Annotated in this window: 15 protein-coding genes; 5 read left to right on the top strand and 10 right to left on the bottom strand. The window is 68.9% G+C overall.

The window, feature by feature from the left end:
* Positions 1–2: 2 nt before the first annotated feature.
* The 4 genes from JOF42_RS15180 to JOF42_RS15165 all read right to left on the bottom strand — a co-directional run bounded on the left by JOF42_RS15180 (position 3) and on the right by JOF42_RS15165 (position 2,872).
* A complete protein-coding gene (locus JOF42_RS15180; RefSeq protein ID WP_210098590.1) occupies positions 3–812 on the bottom strand; it encodes an ABC-2 transporter permease family protein in 810 nt (269 codons plus the stop codon).
* On the bottom strand, positions 809–1,720 hold the full coding sequence (locus JOF42_RS15175) for an ABC transporter ATP-binding protein (RefSeq protein WP_210098589.1): 912 nt from the start codon (positions 1,718–1,720) through the stop codon (positions 809–811). Before JOF42_RS15175 ends, JOF42_RS15180 begins: the two co-directional genes overlap by 4 nt.
* 122 nt (positions 1,721–1,842) lie before the next feature.
* Positions 1,843–2,226 (bottom strand): MmcQ/YjbR family DNA-binding protein, encoded by a 384-nt coding sequence (locus JOF42_RS15170; protein WP_210098588.1) that lies wholly within the window; start codon positions 2,224–2,226, stop codon positions 1,843–1,845.
* 4 nt (positions 2,227–2,230) lie between these two features.
* Complete coding sequence (locus tag JOF42_RS15165) at positions 2,231–2,872, bottom strand: SOS response-associated peptidase family protein (protein ID WP_210098587.1); 642 nt, start codon at positions 2,870–2,872, stop codon at positions 2,231–2,233.
* 105 nt (positions 2,873–2,977) lie between these two features.
* On the opposite strand from JOF42_RS15165, the gene JOF42_RS15160 reads away from it, so the two are divergent.
* Positions 2,978–3,889, top strand: coding sequence for a DMT family transporter (locus JOF42_RS15160; RefSeq protein WP_210099235.1), 912 nt, complete (start codon positions 2,978–2,980; stop codon positions 3,887–3,889).
* Here JOF42_RS15160 and JOF42_RS15155 read toward each other — a convergent pair whose 3' ends face one another.
* Both JOF42_RS15155 and msrB read right to left on the bottom strand, forming a co-directional pair.
* Positions 3,890–4,438 (bottom strand): nitroreductase family protein, encoded by a 549-nt coding sequence (locus JOF42_RS15155; protein WP_210098586.1) that lies wholly within the window; start codon positions 4,436–4,438, stop codon positions 3,890–3,892.
* Positions 4,435–4,839: a peptide-methionine (R)-S-oxide reductase MsrB gene (gene msrB / locus JOF42_RS15150; protein WP_210098585.1), complete on the bottom strand. Its 405-nt coding sequence runs from the start codon at positions 4,837–4,839 to the stop codon at positions 4,435–4,437. Before msrB ends, JOF42_RS15155 begins: the two co-directional genes overlap by 4 nt.
* A gap of 68 nt (positions 4,840–4,907) precedes the next feature.
* Between msrB and JOF42_RS15145 the strand changes: the two genes are divergently transcribed.
* The 4 genes from JOF42_RS15145 to groL all read left to right on the top strand — a co-directional run bounded on the left by JOF42_RS15145 (position 4,908) and on the right by groL (position 8,556).
* The gene (locus JOF42_RS15145) at positions 4,908–5,900 is read left to right on the top strand and encodes a DUF2332 domain-containing protein (protein WP_210098584.1); all 993 of its coding nucleotides are present in this window, start codon (positions 4,908–4,910) and stop codon (positions 5,898–5,900) included.
* 9 nt (positions 5,901–5,909) lie between these two features.
* Complete coding sequence (locus JOF42_RS15140; RefSeq protein ID WP_210098583.1) at positions 5,910–6,167, top strand: DUF3263 domain-containing protein; 258 nt, start codon at positions 5,910–5,912, stop codon at positions 6,165–6,167.
* A 68-nt stretch (positions 6,168–6,235) separates the two neighbouring features.
* Positions 6,236–6,814: a LytR C-terminal domain-containing protein gene (locus JOF42_RS15135; RefSeq protein WP_307803619.1), complete on the top strand. Its 579-nt coding sequence runs from the start codon at positions 6,236–6,238 to the stop codon at positions 6,812–6,814.
* A 122-nt stretch (positions 6,815–6,936) separates the two neighbouring features.
* Entirely contained in the window at positions 6,937–8,556 is a 1,620-nt protein-coding gene (gene groL, locus JOF42_RS15130; RefSeq protein WP_056513751.1) for a chaperonin GroEL, read from the top strand.
* Positions 8,557–8,639: 83 nt separating this feature from the next.
* Here groL and JOF42_RS15125 read toward each other — a convergent pair whose 3' ends face one another.
* The 4 genes from JOF42_RS15125 to JOF42_RS15110 all read right to left on the bottom strand — a co-directional run bounded on the left by JOF42_RS15125 (position 8,640) and on the right by JOF42_RS15110 (position 13,231).
* On the bottom strand, positions 8,640–8,927 hold the full coding sequence (locus JOF42_RS15125; RefSeq protein ID WP_210098582.1) for a WXG100 family type VII secretion target: 288 nt from the start codon (positions 8,925–8,927) through the stop codon (positions 8,640–8,642).
* A 125-nt stretch (positions 8,928–9,052) separates the two neighbouring features.
* Positions 9,053–10,747, bottom strand: coding sequence for a sensor histidine kinase (locus tag JOF42_RS15120; RefSeq protein WP_210098581.1), 1,695 nt, complete (start codon positions 10,745–10,747; stop codon positions 9,053–9,055).
* A gap of 56 nt (positions 10,748–10,803) precedes the next feature.
* Positions 10,804–11,490, bottom strand: a complete 687-nt coding sequence (locus tag JOF42_RS15115; protein WP_201471433.1) for a response regulator transcription factor — start codon at positions 11,488–11,490, stop codon at positions 10,804–10,806.
* A 100-nt stretch (positions 11,491–11,590) separates the two neighbouring features.
* Positions 11,591–13,231 (bottom strand): DNA repair helicase XPB, encoded by a 1,641-nt coding sequence (locus JOF42_RS15110; protein WP_210098580.1) that lies wholly within the window; start codon positions 13,229–13,231, stop codon positions 11,591–11,593.
* Between the last annotated feature and the right edge of the window lie 4 nt (positions 13,232–13,235).

Genomic DNA, 13,235 nt, shown 5'->3' with positions numbered 1-13,235 from the left:
GATCACGCGTCGCGCGTGCGGAGCACGGCCCAGGCTGCGAGCATCCCCGCGGCCACCCAACCGGCCAGCGTCACGTACGCGACCGGGCCCTCGAGGGCTGCGCCATCGGGGAGGATCGCGCTCTGCGCCGCCGCGACGGGCAGGTAGTTCGCGGCATCCATCACCCAGGCCCATGCCTCGCCGGCGATCGCGAAGAAGCTCGCGACGATCGGCAGCACGAACAGGAGCCCCACGGTGGCGGCGATCGCTCCGGCGCCCGAGCGCAGGATGAACCCGAAGGCGACGCCGATCAGGGCGAACACCGCCATGGCGAGCGACGAGACGACGATCGGCAGGATCGACGCCGACGGGTCGCTCCAGTCGATGCTCTGGTCGCGGGAGGCCACGACGGCCGAGACCGCGACGGCCGCGGCCGCGAAGATCACCAGCGACGACACGAACATGAAGAGGCCGACCACGACGGCCTTGGCCGCGAGCACGGATCCGCGCTTCGGGTTGGCCGCGAGTGTCGAGCGGATCATGCCGGTCGAGTACTCGCCGGTCACCGAGATCGCGCCGAGGATGCCGGCGAGCAGCATCGTGAACTGGATCGGCATCACGACGGCCTGGATGGGCTCGAAGCCCGGCATGTCGATCGCCTGGGCGATGAGCACGGCGATGCCGATCGTGAGGACGGCCGCGATGCCGATCGACCACCAGGTCGAGCGCAGCGTCGAGAGCTTGATCCACTCGCCGCGGACGGCGCGGACGAACGTGAGACGTCGACCTGTGTCGACATGACGGCGGGTGACGGGAGGAGCCTGGACGGTCATGAGATCTCCTTGGTGCGGTACTCGACCGAGTCGCCGGTGAGCGCGAGGTACGCGTCTTCGAGCGATCCCGTGGTCGGGGTGAGTTCGTGCAGGGGGATGCCGCGATCTGCGGCGAGGTCGCCGATGCGAGATGCGGGCAGACCGACGATGTCGAGCAGATCCGGAGCGGAGCTGACGATCTCGACGGACGGACCCCCGACGGCGGCCGCGAGGTCGGCGGCGCGAGGGGTGCGGACGCGCACGGTGTTCGTGGTCCACGCGCGCACCAGCTCCTGCAGAGGAGCGTCGGCGAGCACCTGACCGCGGCCCATCACGATCACGTGATCGGCGGTCTGCGCCATCTCGCTCATCAGGTGGCTGGACAGCAGGACCGTCCGCCCCTCGGATGCCGCGTGGCGCACGAACTGACGCACCCAGCGCACGCCCTCGGGGTCGAGACCGTTGACCGGCTCGTCGAGGATCAGTGTGTGCGGGTCTCCGAGCAGTGCCGAAGCGATGCCGAGTCGCTGTCCCATGCCGAGCGAGAACTTGCCCGCGCGCTTGCGGGCGACAGGGCCGATGCCCGCGAGGTCGATGACCTCGTCGACGCGGGAGGAGGGGATGCCGTGCGTCGCCGCCATCGCGCGGAGGTGATCACGTGCGGTGCGGCCCGTGTGCACCGCCTTCGCGTCGAGCAGGACGCCCACCTCGGTGAGCGGCGCGCGCAGCGTGCGGTACTCGCGGCCGCCGACGGTCGCGGTGCCCGAGGTCGGCCGGTCGAGGCCGACGATCATGCGCATCGTGGTGGACTTTCCCGCGCCGTTCGGCCCGAGGAATCCCGTGACCGTTCCCGGCTGCACCGTGAACGACACGTCCTGGACCGCTGTCTTGTCTCCGAATCTCTTCGTGAGGCCTTCTGCTGTGATCATGTCTTCGACGCTACAGACGGCCCGTGGGCCGGCGCGTCCTCCCGGGGTACCGTTCCGCCGATGCAGGGGGTCATCCTTCCGGCCGATGCCGAGTGTCCTGTGGTGCCGGGTGCGGGGCCCGTCTACGGCGCGGGGCGTCCGAACAGATTCGGATCGACCGGTCGCTGCGCCTTCGGAAGCTTCTCGACGACCAGCCGGTACGACTCGGTGACGAGCTCGGTCACGAGGTCCTCTTCGAGGGACGACCCCGGCATCAGCGTGATCCAGTGCTTCTTGTTCATGTGATAGCCGGGCACGATGTCTGCGAACGTCTCGCGCAGAGCCACGGCGTCGTCGGGATGTGACTTGAGCGTGATCCTCCCCGTGCCGTCGAGGGGGACCAAAAGGAAGACGCGTCCGCGGACCTTGTACACGTCCCACTCGGGGCCGAACGGGTTCTCTCGCTCTGCGCCGGGCAGCTCCTCTGCGCGCTCTGTGGCGGCAGTGTTCAACTGTGTCGAGTCCATGTGCTCAGAACAGCCGATCCGCGCCCTTGTCGTCCGCCCGCGGGGCGACCTGCACCCGCTCGTCGAGCGCCGCAGCGGCGAGCAGCGCTTCGTCGATGATCTCTCTCGCGGGCTCGGCGGTGAGCCAGTCCTCGCTCAGCGATGCGGGGATCAGCAGCGGCATCCGGTCGTGGATGTCGGCGAGGTGCGGAGGAGCCGGGCGCATCACGATCGAGTAGCAGGTGAACGACTCTCCGTCGGCGGTGCGCCCTCGTTGGGTGACGGCGGCCATGCCGAACAGGGCCCCGTCGTCGACGAGGAACTCGTGCCACACGCGCTCGGGCTTCTTCATCTCGAACCAGCCGGTGGCGGGCACGAGCGCCCTGGACTTCAGCCCGCCGGGGCGGTCCTGCAGGCGCTCGGAACGCGTGTTGATCGACGGGAACTTCGACGGCTCTCCGCCGATCAGGAAACCCCACCACGCCGGCTCGAGCGTCGGAGCGGTCTCGGGCTGCACGATGATCGGGTTGAGGTTGCGCAGGTTCTTGCCGGTCGGGCGCACGGTCTCACCGGCGTTCGCCTCGGCCCACCCGCGCAGCCCCTCGTCGGCCGCGGCGAGGAGCTCGCTGTCGGTGAACCGCGGATCCAGACCATAACTCGCGCACATGCCGCCAGGGTACGCCCGGCCGCCGACATCGGGTCGGGCGGTGGCGGGCCGCGCGCGCTCGGCTAGGGTCGACAGGTGCCCCCGACCCGCCGACTCTCCCCGCCCCTGGCCCTCGGCGGAGCAGTCGCGATCGGCGTCATGACCGCCGTCCAGGCGCGCATCAACGGCGTGCTCGGGGTCAAGGTCGACAACGGCATCGTCGCCGGTCTCATCTCGTTCGCGGTCGGGCTCGCCGCTCTGAGCGTCGTGATCGTCTGCATCCCCTCGGCCCGCCGGGGAGTCGGCCGATTGCGCGACGGCATCCGTGATCGCACCATCCCGTTCTGGATGCTGCTCGGCGGCGCCTGCGGAGCCCTCACCGTCTCGACCCAGGGCCTCACGGCCGGCGTGCTCGGCGTCTCGCTGTTCACGGTCGGCGTCGTCGCGGGGCAGACGCTCCACGGCCTCGTCCTCGATCGCATCGGCTTCGGGCCGGCCGGCGTCGTCGCGGTCACACCGGGGCGCGTGCTCGGCGGGGTGCTGGCGCTCGCCGCGGTGGGGATCTCGCTCAGCGGCGACGTGCTCGCCACCGCGCCGCTGTGGATGCTCCTGCTGCCGTTCGCCGCCGGCGTCGGCATCGCCTGGCAGGCGGCGACCAACGGGCGTCTCGCCCAGCGGGTGCAGTCGCCTCTGTCTGCGACGTTCATGAGCTTCATCGCCGGCACGATCGCACTGCTCGTGGCTGCGGGCATCAGCATTGCCGTGCGAGGCGTGCCGCAGGCGCCACCGGCCGAGCCGTGGCTGTACCTCGGCGGATTCCTCGGCTCGGCCTACATCCTGCTCGGCGCCTTCATCGTGGCGCACACCGGCGTGCTGCTGATGGGGCTCGGCTCGGTGCTGGGTCAGCTCGCGACGTCGGTGATCATCGACCTGCTTTGGCCCGCGGCCGCGGGCCCCGAGCTCTGGCAGATCGTCGGGATGGTGGCTGTCGCCGTGGCATCCGTCGTCGTCGCGCTACCGCGCCGCCGACGGGGCTGACTACTTCTTCTTGGGCTGCGGCATCCGTGTGACGAGAGCGCGGGCATCGACCGGTCTGCGGCGTCCCGGCTTCTTGCCCGCGGGCTTGCCGCCCACGTACAGCCAGCCGAGGAGCTCCTCGTTCTTGCCGATGCCATGCGCCTTGGCCACGGCCTTCGCCCGCGTGTACCGTCCGGTGCGCCAGAGCACGCCCCACCCTGCCTCGTCGAGGAGCAGGCTGAGCATGTGCGCGACGCCCGAGGCGACCGCCTCCTGCTCCCACCGCGGAACCTTGTCGCTCTTGCGGTAGCTGGCGACCACGGCGATCAGCAGCGGCGCTCGCAGCGGTTTCGACGACGGGGACTTGTCGCCCTCGGCCTTCGCGATCGCCGCAGCCAGCACCTCACGATCCGACCCGCGCAGCTCGATGAGCCGCCATGGGCGCAGCGACGAGTGATCGGCGACGCGACCCGCCGCGGCGACGAGCTTCAGCAGCTCATCACGTGACGGCGCCTCGTCGGTGACCTTCGACCAGGACTGTCGCGCTCTGACCGCCTCGAGGGCGTTCACGACTCTTCGGGCGTGAAGTTCAGAGCGATCGAGTTCATGCAGTAGCGGTCGCCGGTGGGCGTACCGAAGCCGTCGGGGAAGACGTGGCCCAGGTGCGAGCCGCAGGTCGCGCAGCGCACCTCGGTGCGCACCATGCCGAGGGTCGTGTCCTCGATGAGCTGCACCGCATCGGGGCGGATCGACTCGTAGAAGCTCGGCCATCCGCATCCGGAGTCGAACTTGGTGCCGCTCTTGAACAGCTCAGCGCCGCATGCGCCGCAGGTGTAGAGGCCGGCGCGACCCTCGTCGAGCAGCTCACCCGTCCACGCGCGCTCGGTCGCGGCTTCACGCAGCACGGCGTACTGCTCGTCGCCGAGCTCCTCGCGCCACTCTTCTTCGGTCTTGTCCACGCTGTACGACATAGGTCCTCCTGGGGTCTGATCCATTCTCTCGCGTTCCGCGACCCTCGGCGCCACGAGAGAATGGATCCATGACCGATGCCGTGCAGCAGCGCTATGCGCGCTTCGCCGAGCAGGAGGCGCCGGGGCGCAGCGACCTGTATGTCGAGTGGGCGGCCGGTGTCGCGGCCGACCGGGAGGTACAGGGGATCCTCGCTCGCATCCCGGAGAACCGGCGACAGCCTCCGCTCGTGTTCGCGGTGACGCGGATGCTGGGTGCGGGCCTCGGCGGCTACGACGTCTGGCGGGAGTTCGCCGTGGCGCGGGCGGACGAGATCGTCGCCGAGTGCACCGGTCGGCGTCTGCAGACGAACGAGCCGCTGCGTCTGGCCCCGCTGCTGCCCGTGCTCTCGGAGATCGACGGCCCGATCGCGCTGCTCGAGATCGGAGCCTCCGCGGGCCTCTGCCTCTACCCCGACCGGTACTCGTACCGCTTCGTGGGTGCCGACGGGCGGTTGCGCGCGTCGCTCGACCCCGTGGACGGCCCTTCGAGCGTCGTCCTCGAGAGCCGCGTCGAGGGCGAGCTCCCGGCGATGCGGATGCCGGAGGTGGTGTGGCGGGCCGGCATCGACCTCGCACCTCTCGACGCCCGTGTCGAGCGGGACCGACGCTGGCTGCAGGGACTCGTGTGGCCGGGGGAGGAGGGACGCGAGCGCCGGGTGACCGCCGCTCTCGACATCGCCGCCTCCGACCCGCCGCTCCTCGTCGCGGGTGACGCGCTCGACCGGATCGACGCGCTCGCGGCCGCGGCCCCCGCGGACGCCGCACTGGTCATCACGACCCCGGGCGTGCTGGTGCACATCCCCCGAGAGGCGCGCACCGCTCTCGTCGACCGCATCCGTGGTCTCGGCGTCCGGTGGGTGACCATCGATCCTCCCGCGCTGCTCGACGTGTGGGAGCCGGCGGTCGACCCCGACACGTGGCCCGGCTTCGTCGTGGCGCTCGACGCAGAGGTGCGTGCCGCGTCCGACCCGCTCGGCCGGTGGTGGGAGTGGCGCGCCGGTGTCGGCGCCACGGCGACCTAATCTGGTCACATGCTGGGAGAGCTGAGCGAGCGGGATCGTGCGATCCTCGCGCTGGAGACCGCGTGGCCGCGGCACGGCGGTGCCAAAGAGGAGACGATCCGCACCCAGCTGGGTATGAGTGCCGCCCGGTACTACCAGCTGCTCGGCCGTCTGATCGACTCCGAGGCGGCTCTGGAGTACGACCCCATGCTGGTGCGACGGTTGCGCCGCATCCGGGAATCGCGAGCGTTCCAGAGGGCCTCGCGCACTCCCGGTTTCGTCGGCTGAGGGAACCGCCGCCACGCGCTGAGGCCTCGGGGTGCGGATACTCGGGCCGGTGCCGTTAGCATCGAGGGGTGCCAAAGCCCAGCCGAGATCGATTCGACGACGTCCCCCCCACGTCCGGACGCGTCGGAGCGCATCGCGCCGAAGCCCCCGGGATGAACGGCTGGGTGGTGCTGCTCTGGTCGTTCGTGGCTGCTCTGGTGCTGATCATCGGCGGCATCTTCGGCTCTCTCGTGGTGATGGGGCGCATCAGCCTGTTCCCCGAGGCCGTGCCGTCATCGACCCCCACGCCGGTCGAGACGGGCGTCGTCGACGTGACGTACTCGGTGATGATCCTCAACGCCTCCCCTGATGAGGGGTTGGACGAGCAGATGCGCGACACGCTCGTCAACAGCGGATGGTCCGCCGACGTGGTGTTCGCGAGCGACAGTGCCAGCCAGGACTTCGCGACCACGACCGTCTACTACGTCGCGGATGAGGACGAGCTGGCGGCCATCGGGCTGGCCAACCTCATCGGCGGGGCAGTGGTCGAGCAGAGCGACTTCTACGCGGATCTGAACGACACGGGTGCGAAGCAGCTCACCGTGGTCATCGGAGTGGACCGCTCGTCGTCGGCACCCGAGACTCCGGCGGAGACTCCCGCCTCCTGAGCCGTCGTGCGGTCCCTCCCCGCAGCTTGCACTCGATGGGGTCGAGTGCCAGAATGGCGTTAGCACTCTCTCACTCTGAGTGCTAAACCCAACGTCTACGTCCAGGAGGGACGACAAAACTCATGGCAAAGATCATCGCTTTCGATGAGGAGGCCCGCCGCGGCCTCGAGCGCGGCCTCAACATCCTCGCCGACGCGGTCAAGGTGACCCTCGGCCCGCGCGGCCGCAACGTCGTGCTGGAGAAGAAGTGGGGCGCCCCCACGATCACGAACGACGGCGTCTCCATCGCCAAGGAGATCGAGCTCGACGACCCGTACGAGAAGATCGGTGCGGAGCTCGTCAAGGAGGTCGCCAAGAAGACCGACGACGTCGCCGGCGACGGAACCACCACCGCCACCGTCCTCGCCCAGGCTCTGGTCCGCGAGGGCCTGCGCAACGTCGCAGCCGGCGCCGACCCGATCTCGCTCAAGCGCGGCATCGAGAAGGCCGTCGCAGCGATCACCGAGGAGCTCCTCGCCAGCGCGAAGGAGATCGACTCCAAGGAGCAGATCGCCGCGACCGCGTCGATCTCCGCCGCTGACCCCGCGATCGGCGAGCTCATCGCCGAGGCGATCGACAAGGTCGGCAAGGAGGGTGTCGTCACCGTCGAGGAGTCGCAGACCTTCGGCACCGAGCTCGAGCTCACCGAGGGCATGCGCTTCGACAAGGGCTACCTGAACCCGTACTTCGTGACGGACCCGGAGCGCCAGGAGGCTGTCTTCGAGGACGCCTACATCCTCATCGCGAACCAGAAGATCTCCAACATCAAGGACCTTCTGCCCATCGTCGACAAGGTGATCCAGGACGGCAAGGAGCTCGTCATCATCGCCGAGGACGTCGAGGGCGAGGCTCTCGCGACTCTCGTGCTCAACAAGCTCAAGGGCATCTTCAAGTCGGTCGCCGTCAAGGCTCCCGGCTTCGGCGACCGCCGCAAGGCGCAGCTGCAGGACATCGCGATCCTCACCGGTGGACAGGTCATCACCGAAGAGGTCGGCCTGAAGCTCGAGAACGCCACGCTCGACCTGCTGGGTCGTGCGCGCAAGGTCATCGTCACCAAGGACGAGACCACGATCGTCGAGGGTGCCGGTGAGGCAGATCAGATCGAGGGTCGCGTCACGCAGATCCGTCGTGAGATCGAGAACACCGACAGCGACTACGACCGTGAGAAGCTCCAGGAGCGTCTCGCCAAGCTCGCCGGTGGCGTCGCCGTCATCAAGGCGGGTGCGGCGACAGAGGTCGAGCTCAAGGAGCGCAAGCACCGCATCGAGGACGCCGTCCGCAACGCGAAGGCAGCCGTCGAGGAAGGCATCGTCCCCGGTGGTGGCGTCGCGCTGATCCAGTCGGGCACCAAGGCGCTCGACGCTCTGTCGCTCTCGGGCGACGAGGCCACCGGTGCGAACATCGTTCGCGTCGCGATCGAGGCTCCGCTCAAGCAGATCGCGCTGAACGCCGGTCTCGAGCCGGGCGTCGTCGCGAACAAGGTCTCCGAGCTCCCCTCGGGTCAGGGCCTCAACGCGGCAACGGGCGAGTACGTCGACATGTTCGCCGCAGGAATCATCGACCCGGCGAAGGTGACCCGCTCGGCGCTGCAGAACGCAGCCTCGATCGCGGCTCTCTTCCTCACCACCGAGGTCGTCGTGGCGGACAAGCCCGAGAAGGCCGCTGCTCCGATGGGTGACCCGTCGGGTGGCATGGACTTCTGATCCATCCGCACTGACAGAAACGCCCCGACCTCGGTCGGGGCGTTTCTGCTTTCCCGGGTGGCCCGGGCGTTCGATCGGTCGCGTCAGCGGAACAGGCTGGCCGAGTACTGATCGGCATCCGCATACTGCGTCGCAGCGCTGCCGAGCGAGTGGCCGATCGATTCCAGCACCTGCTCGACGTGCAGCTGTGCCCCGCGCCACTGCTCCGCGCAGGACTGGAACGCATGCGACGCGGTGCCCACCCAGGACGACTGCAGCTGCGTGAGCTGAGACATGAGTGTGGCTGATTCGGTCTGCAGACGCTCCATGGTGGCCAGTGCCGCTCCCTGGGCGGCACCTACGGCTTCGGTGTCGACGGTGATGACGGACATGGGAACTCCTCTCGTTATGTGCTCCGACGATAGGAGGGAGAGGATGCCTGCACCCGCGTGCAGGTCTTCAATCCCCGATCACTGTGCAGAACCCGCGGAGACGCGGTGGCGTGCAGGAGAGAGGGTCAGAGATTCAGCGGCTCGATCGGCTGCGTGTCCTCGAGCAGATGCGCCGGAGTCGCGCGGGACGGGGCGAGGGGGAACGTCACCGTGAAGGTGGCGCCGCCACCGGGGGTCTCCGAGACGGCCACATCGCCGTGCAGCGCCTTCACGATCGATGCGACGATGGCGAGCCCCAGGCCCGAGCCTCCGGTCTCGCGCGCCCTCGACGTGTCGGCTCGCCAGAATCGCTCGAAGATCTGCTCGCGGATCTGCGGGGGGATGCCTTCGCCGTGGTCGACGATCGAGATGCTCGCCGTACCGCGCACACGATCCGCGTCGACGACGAGTTCGATCGGGCTCTCCTCGGGCGAGAAGCGGCGTGCGTTGCCCAGCAGGTTGGTGACGACCTGGCGCACCTTGTTCTCTTCGCCGAGGACGATCGGCGGCGTGCGCACGGGGATGTCCGCGGCTTCGGTGAAGTCGATCGCGGGCACCTCGGCCGCGGAGTTGCGGGGGCGCCGCCGCAGCCGGGCCAGCGTGCCCCTCGACAGCCCTCGGGGGGCGGGGGGCTGCGCAGGCGGCACGACCGGGTTCGAGCGCGTCGTCACCTCGATCAGGGGCGCCTCGACGGTGCGATCGACGACCGTCACCGTGCGGGCCGGCGCAGCCGCGCGCAGGTCCAGGGCGGCGTCGCGGGCGATCGGACGCAGGTCGAGCGCCTCGATCTCGGGCTCGCGCTCCTCGTCGAGGCGGGCGAGAGCGAGGAGGTCCTCGACGAGCACGCCCATGCGGATCGCCTCCTTCTCGATGCGCTCCATGGCTCGGGCAGTGTCTTCTTCGCCCTTGATGGCGCCCATGCGATAGAGCTCGGCATAGCCGCGGACGCTCACGAGCGGGGTGCGCAGCTCGTGGCTGGCGTCGCCGATGAAGCGGCGCATGTGCTGCACGGTGCGGTCGCGCTGCGCGAGCGAACCGTCGACGCGATCGAGCATGGTGTTGATGGCGCTGTTCAGACGGCCGACCTCCGTCGTCGGCTCGAGGTCGGTGAGGCGCTGCGTGAAGTCTCCCGCGGCGATCGACATGGCTGTCGACTCGACCTGTCCGAGCCGTCGGAACGTGAGGGTGACGAGTCCGCGGGTCAGCAGCGCGGCGATGACGATCGTGACGAGGGCGACCGTGATGTAGATGCCGAAGTACTGGCTGATGATGCGGTCCGCGTACTCGAGCGGCATCGCGACGATCTGGATCCTCAGCGAGCCGTCGCCCTCACCCGGCACCCGTGCGACGGCCGCGCGGAAGCTCGTCCCCTTGGTGCCCTCGATCGTGAACCGTGTGTCCTCGTTGGCCTGCACGTCGAGGGGCGAGTACGAGGAGGGGAACAGGGGCGCGCCGTTCGCCGAGTTCCCGGTCGTCGCCTGCAGCACGCCCTCGGCGTCGTAGATCGCGACGAAGAAGTCGCGAGGCGAATCCGTGGGGGTGTAGACCGTCTTGTCGTCGTCGACCGACACATCGAAGTAGCGGTTCGCGAGATCGGCCGAGACCAGTGCGGGTAGCTGCGCGTCGATGTTGTCGACGAGGGAGTTGCGCAGGATCGGCACGGTGCCCAGGCCCGCGGCGAGCAGGCCGAGTGCGAGCACGCCGACGGTGACTCCCGTCACCTTCGCGCGCAGGCTGATCGAGCGCCACCAGCGGGTGACCGCGTCAGGCTTGCGCGCCATACGGTCCTCCCTGGAGACGGATGCTCTGCGGCGTCGGCGTGCGGCGGTGGGCCGGACTACTTGCCGACCTTGAGCATGTAGCCGAAACCGCGCTTGGTCTGGATGACCGACTCCTCGGTGTGCGGATCGATCTTGCGTCGAAGGTACGAGATGTAGCTCTCGACGATGCCCGCATCCCCGTTGAAGTCGTACTCCCAGACATGGTCGAGGATCTGAGCCTTCGACAGCACGCGGTTGGGGTTGAGCATGAGGTAGCGCAGCAGCTTGAACTCGGTCGGGCTGAGCTCGATGGCCTCCTTGCCCACGTGCACGTCGTGGGTGTCCTGATCCATCGAGAGCTCGCCGGCGCGGATGATCGACTCCTCATCGGCCTGCATGGTGCGCCGGAGGATCGCCTGGGCGCGCGCGACGATCTCGTCGAGGCTGAACGGCTTCGTGACGTAGTCGTCGCCACCGGCGTTGAGTCCCTCGATCTTGTCGTCGGTGCCGTCCTTGGCCGTCAGGAACAGGATCGGAGCGGTGAACCCGGCGCCGCGAAGGCGCTTGGTCACGCTGAACCCGTTCATGTCGGGGAGCATGACGTCGAGGATGATCAGGTCCGGCTCCTCTTCGAGGACGGCCGAGATGGTGGCGGCGCCGTTGGCGACGGTCTTCACCTGGAACCCGGCGAAGCTCAGACCCGTGGACAGCAGGTCGCGGATGTTGGGTTCGTCATCGACGACCAGGATGCGCGCATCAGTCATGTCCCCATTATGGTGACTTCGGCCATGCGGATGCTGATTATCCGTCGGAGCGCCGCTTTCGCCCACCGCGTACCGGCTGCCGGGAGCCCCGGCCGACCGGTCAGGCAGCGATGGCGTCGGCATCCATGATCGTGTAGCTGTACCCCTGTTCGGCGAGGAACCGCTGGCGGTTCTGCGCGTAGTCCTGGTCGATCGTGTCGCGGGCCACCAGTGTGTAGAAGCTCGCCGTGTGGCCGGACTGCTTCGGACGCAGGAGACGGCCGAGGCGCTGCGCCTCCTCCTGACGGGAGCCGAACGAACCGGACACCTGGATCGCGACGGATGCCTCGGGGAGATCGATCGAGAAGTTCGCGACCTTCGAGACGACGAGCAGCGAGATGTCGCCCTCGCGGAAGGCGCGGTACAGCTCCTCGCGTTCGTCGATCGGGGTCGCGCCGGTGATCTGCGGCGCGTTCAGCGACTGCGACAGCGAGTCGAGCTGGTCGAGGTACTGGCCGATCACGAGGATCCGCTCGCCGGTGTGCTTGGCGATCAGCTCGCGCACGGCGTCGATCTTCGCCGGAGCGGACGCTGCGAGGCGGTAGCGCTCGTCGTCGGTCGCGGCGGCGTACTCGAGCCGGTCTTCCGGCGGGAGGTCGACGCGAACCTCGTAGCAGACCGCGGGGGAGATGAACCCCTGAGCCTCGATCTGCTTCCACGGCGCATCGAAGCGCTTGGGGCCGATCAGGCTGAACACGTCGCCCTCGCGGCCGTCCTCACGCACCAGCGTCGCGGTGAGGCCGATGCGACGGCGTGCCTGCAGGTCGGCGGTGAGCTTGAAGACCGGAGCCGGAAGCAGATGCACCTCGTCGTAGACGATGAGGCCCCAGTCGAGAGCATCCAGCAGCGCCAGGTGAGCGTACTCGCCCTTCCGCTTCGCCGTGAGGATCTGGTAGGTCGCGATCGTGACCGGCTTGACCTCCTTGGCCTGGCCGGAATACTCGCCGATCTCCTCGGGGGTGAGGCTCGTGCGCTTGAGCAGCTCGTCGCGCCATTGACGCGCCGACACCGTGTTGGTCACCAGGATGAGCGTGGTGGTCTTGGTCGCGGCCATCGCGCCGGCGCCGACGATCGTCTTGCCCGCGCCGCAGGGCAGCACCACGACACCCGATCCGTCCTTCGAGAACGCGTCGACGGCGTCCTGCTGGTACGGACGGATCTCCCACCCGTCCTCGGCGAGCTCGATCTCGTGCGGGGTGCCGGGGGTGTAGCCGGCGAGGTCTTCGGCGGGCCAGCCGATCTTCAGCAGCTCCTGCTTGATCTGGCCCCGTGCCCAGGCGTCGACGATGAAGGTCTCGGGCGTCGGGTGCCCGATCAGCAGCGGCTGGATGCGCTTGTTGTTCGCCACCTGGGCGAGGACGGCAGGGTCGCTGGAGCGGAGGACGAGGGTTCCCTCGTCGTCGCGCTCGATCACGAGGCGTCCGTAGCGGTTGACCGTCTCGCGAAGGTCGACCGAGACCGACGGCGGCACGGGGAACCGCGACCAGCGGTCGAGCGTCTCGAGCATGTCCTCTGCGGTGTGTCCGGCCGCGCGGGCGTTCCACAGCCCGAGCCGGGTGATGCGGTAGGTGTGGATGTGCTCGGGGGCGCGTTCGAGCTCGGCGAAGATCGCCAGCTCGTGGCGAGCGCTCTCGGCATCGGCGTGGGCGACTTCGAGCAGCACGGTGCGATCGCTCTGGACGATCAGGGGTCCATCAGACATAGCT

The organism is Microbacterium phyllosphaerae (assembly GCF_017876435.1).
Taxonomy (GTDB): Bacteria; Actinomycetota; Actinomycetes; order Actinomycetales; family Microbacteriaceae; genus Microbacterium; species Microbacterium phyllosphaerae.
Note: the sequence above shows the minus strand (reverse complement) of the source record. Positions and strands in the feature narration are given on the sequence as shown.

Bases quoted from the DNA above. Each gene is read 5' to 3' on its own strand.
- groL (WP_056513751.1), top strand. From the start codon at position 6,937: ATGGCAAAGATCATCGCTTTCGATGAGGAGGCCCGCCGCGGCCTCGAG.
- msrB (WP_210098585.1), bottom strand. From the start codon at position 4,839: ATGTCGTACAGCGTGGACAAGACCGAAGAAGAGTGGCGCGAGGAGCTC.
- JOF42_RS15180 (WP_210098590.1), bottom strand. From the start codon at position 812: ATGACCGTCCAGGCTCCTCCCGTCACCCGCCGTCATGTCGACACAGGT.
- JOF42_RS15145 (WP_210098584.1), top strand. From the start codon at position 4,908: ATGACCGATGCCGTGCAGCAGCGCTATGCGCGCTTCGCCGAGCAGGAG.
- JOF42_RS15110 (WP_210098580.1), bottom strand. From the start codon at position 13,231: ATGTCTGATGGACCCCTGATCGTCCAGAGCGATCGCACCGTGCTGCTC.
- JOF42_RS15140 (WP_210098583.1), top strand. From the start codon at position 5,910: ATGCTGGGAGAGCTGAGCGAGCGGGATCGTGCGATCCTCGCGCTGGAG.
- JOF42_RS15125 (WP_210098582.1), bottom strand. From the start codon at position 8,927: ATGTCCGTCATCACCGTCGACACCGAAGCCGTAGGTGCCGCCCAGGGA.
- JOF42_RS15115 (WP_201471433.1), bottom strand. From the start codon at position 11,490: ATGACTGATGCGCGCATCCTGGTCGTCGATGACGAACCCAACATCCGC.
- JOF42_RS15120 (WP_210098581.1), bottom strand. From the start codon at position 10,747: ATGGCGCGCAAGCCTGACGCGGTCACCCGCTGGTGGCGCTCGATCAGC.
- JOF42_RS15170 (WP_210098588.1), bottom strand. From the start codon at position 2,226: ATGGACTCGACACAGTTGAACACTGCCGCCACAGAGCGCGCAGAGGAG.
- JOF42_RS15175 (WP_210098589.1), bottom strand. From the start codon at position 1,720: ATGATCACAGCAGAAGGCCTCACGAAGAGATTCGGAGACAAGACAGCG.
- JOF42_RS15165 (WP_210098587.1), bottom strand. From the start codon at position 2,872: ATGTGCGCGAGTTATGGTCTGGATCCGCGGTTCACCGACAGCGAGCTC.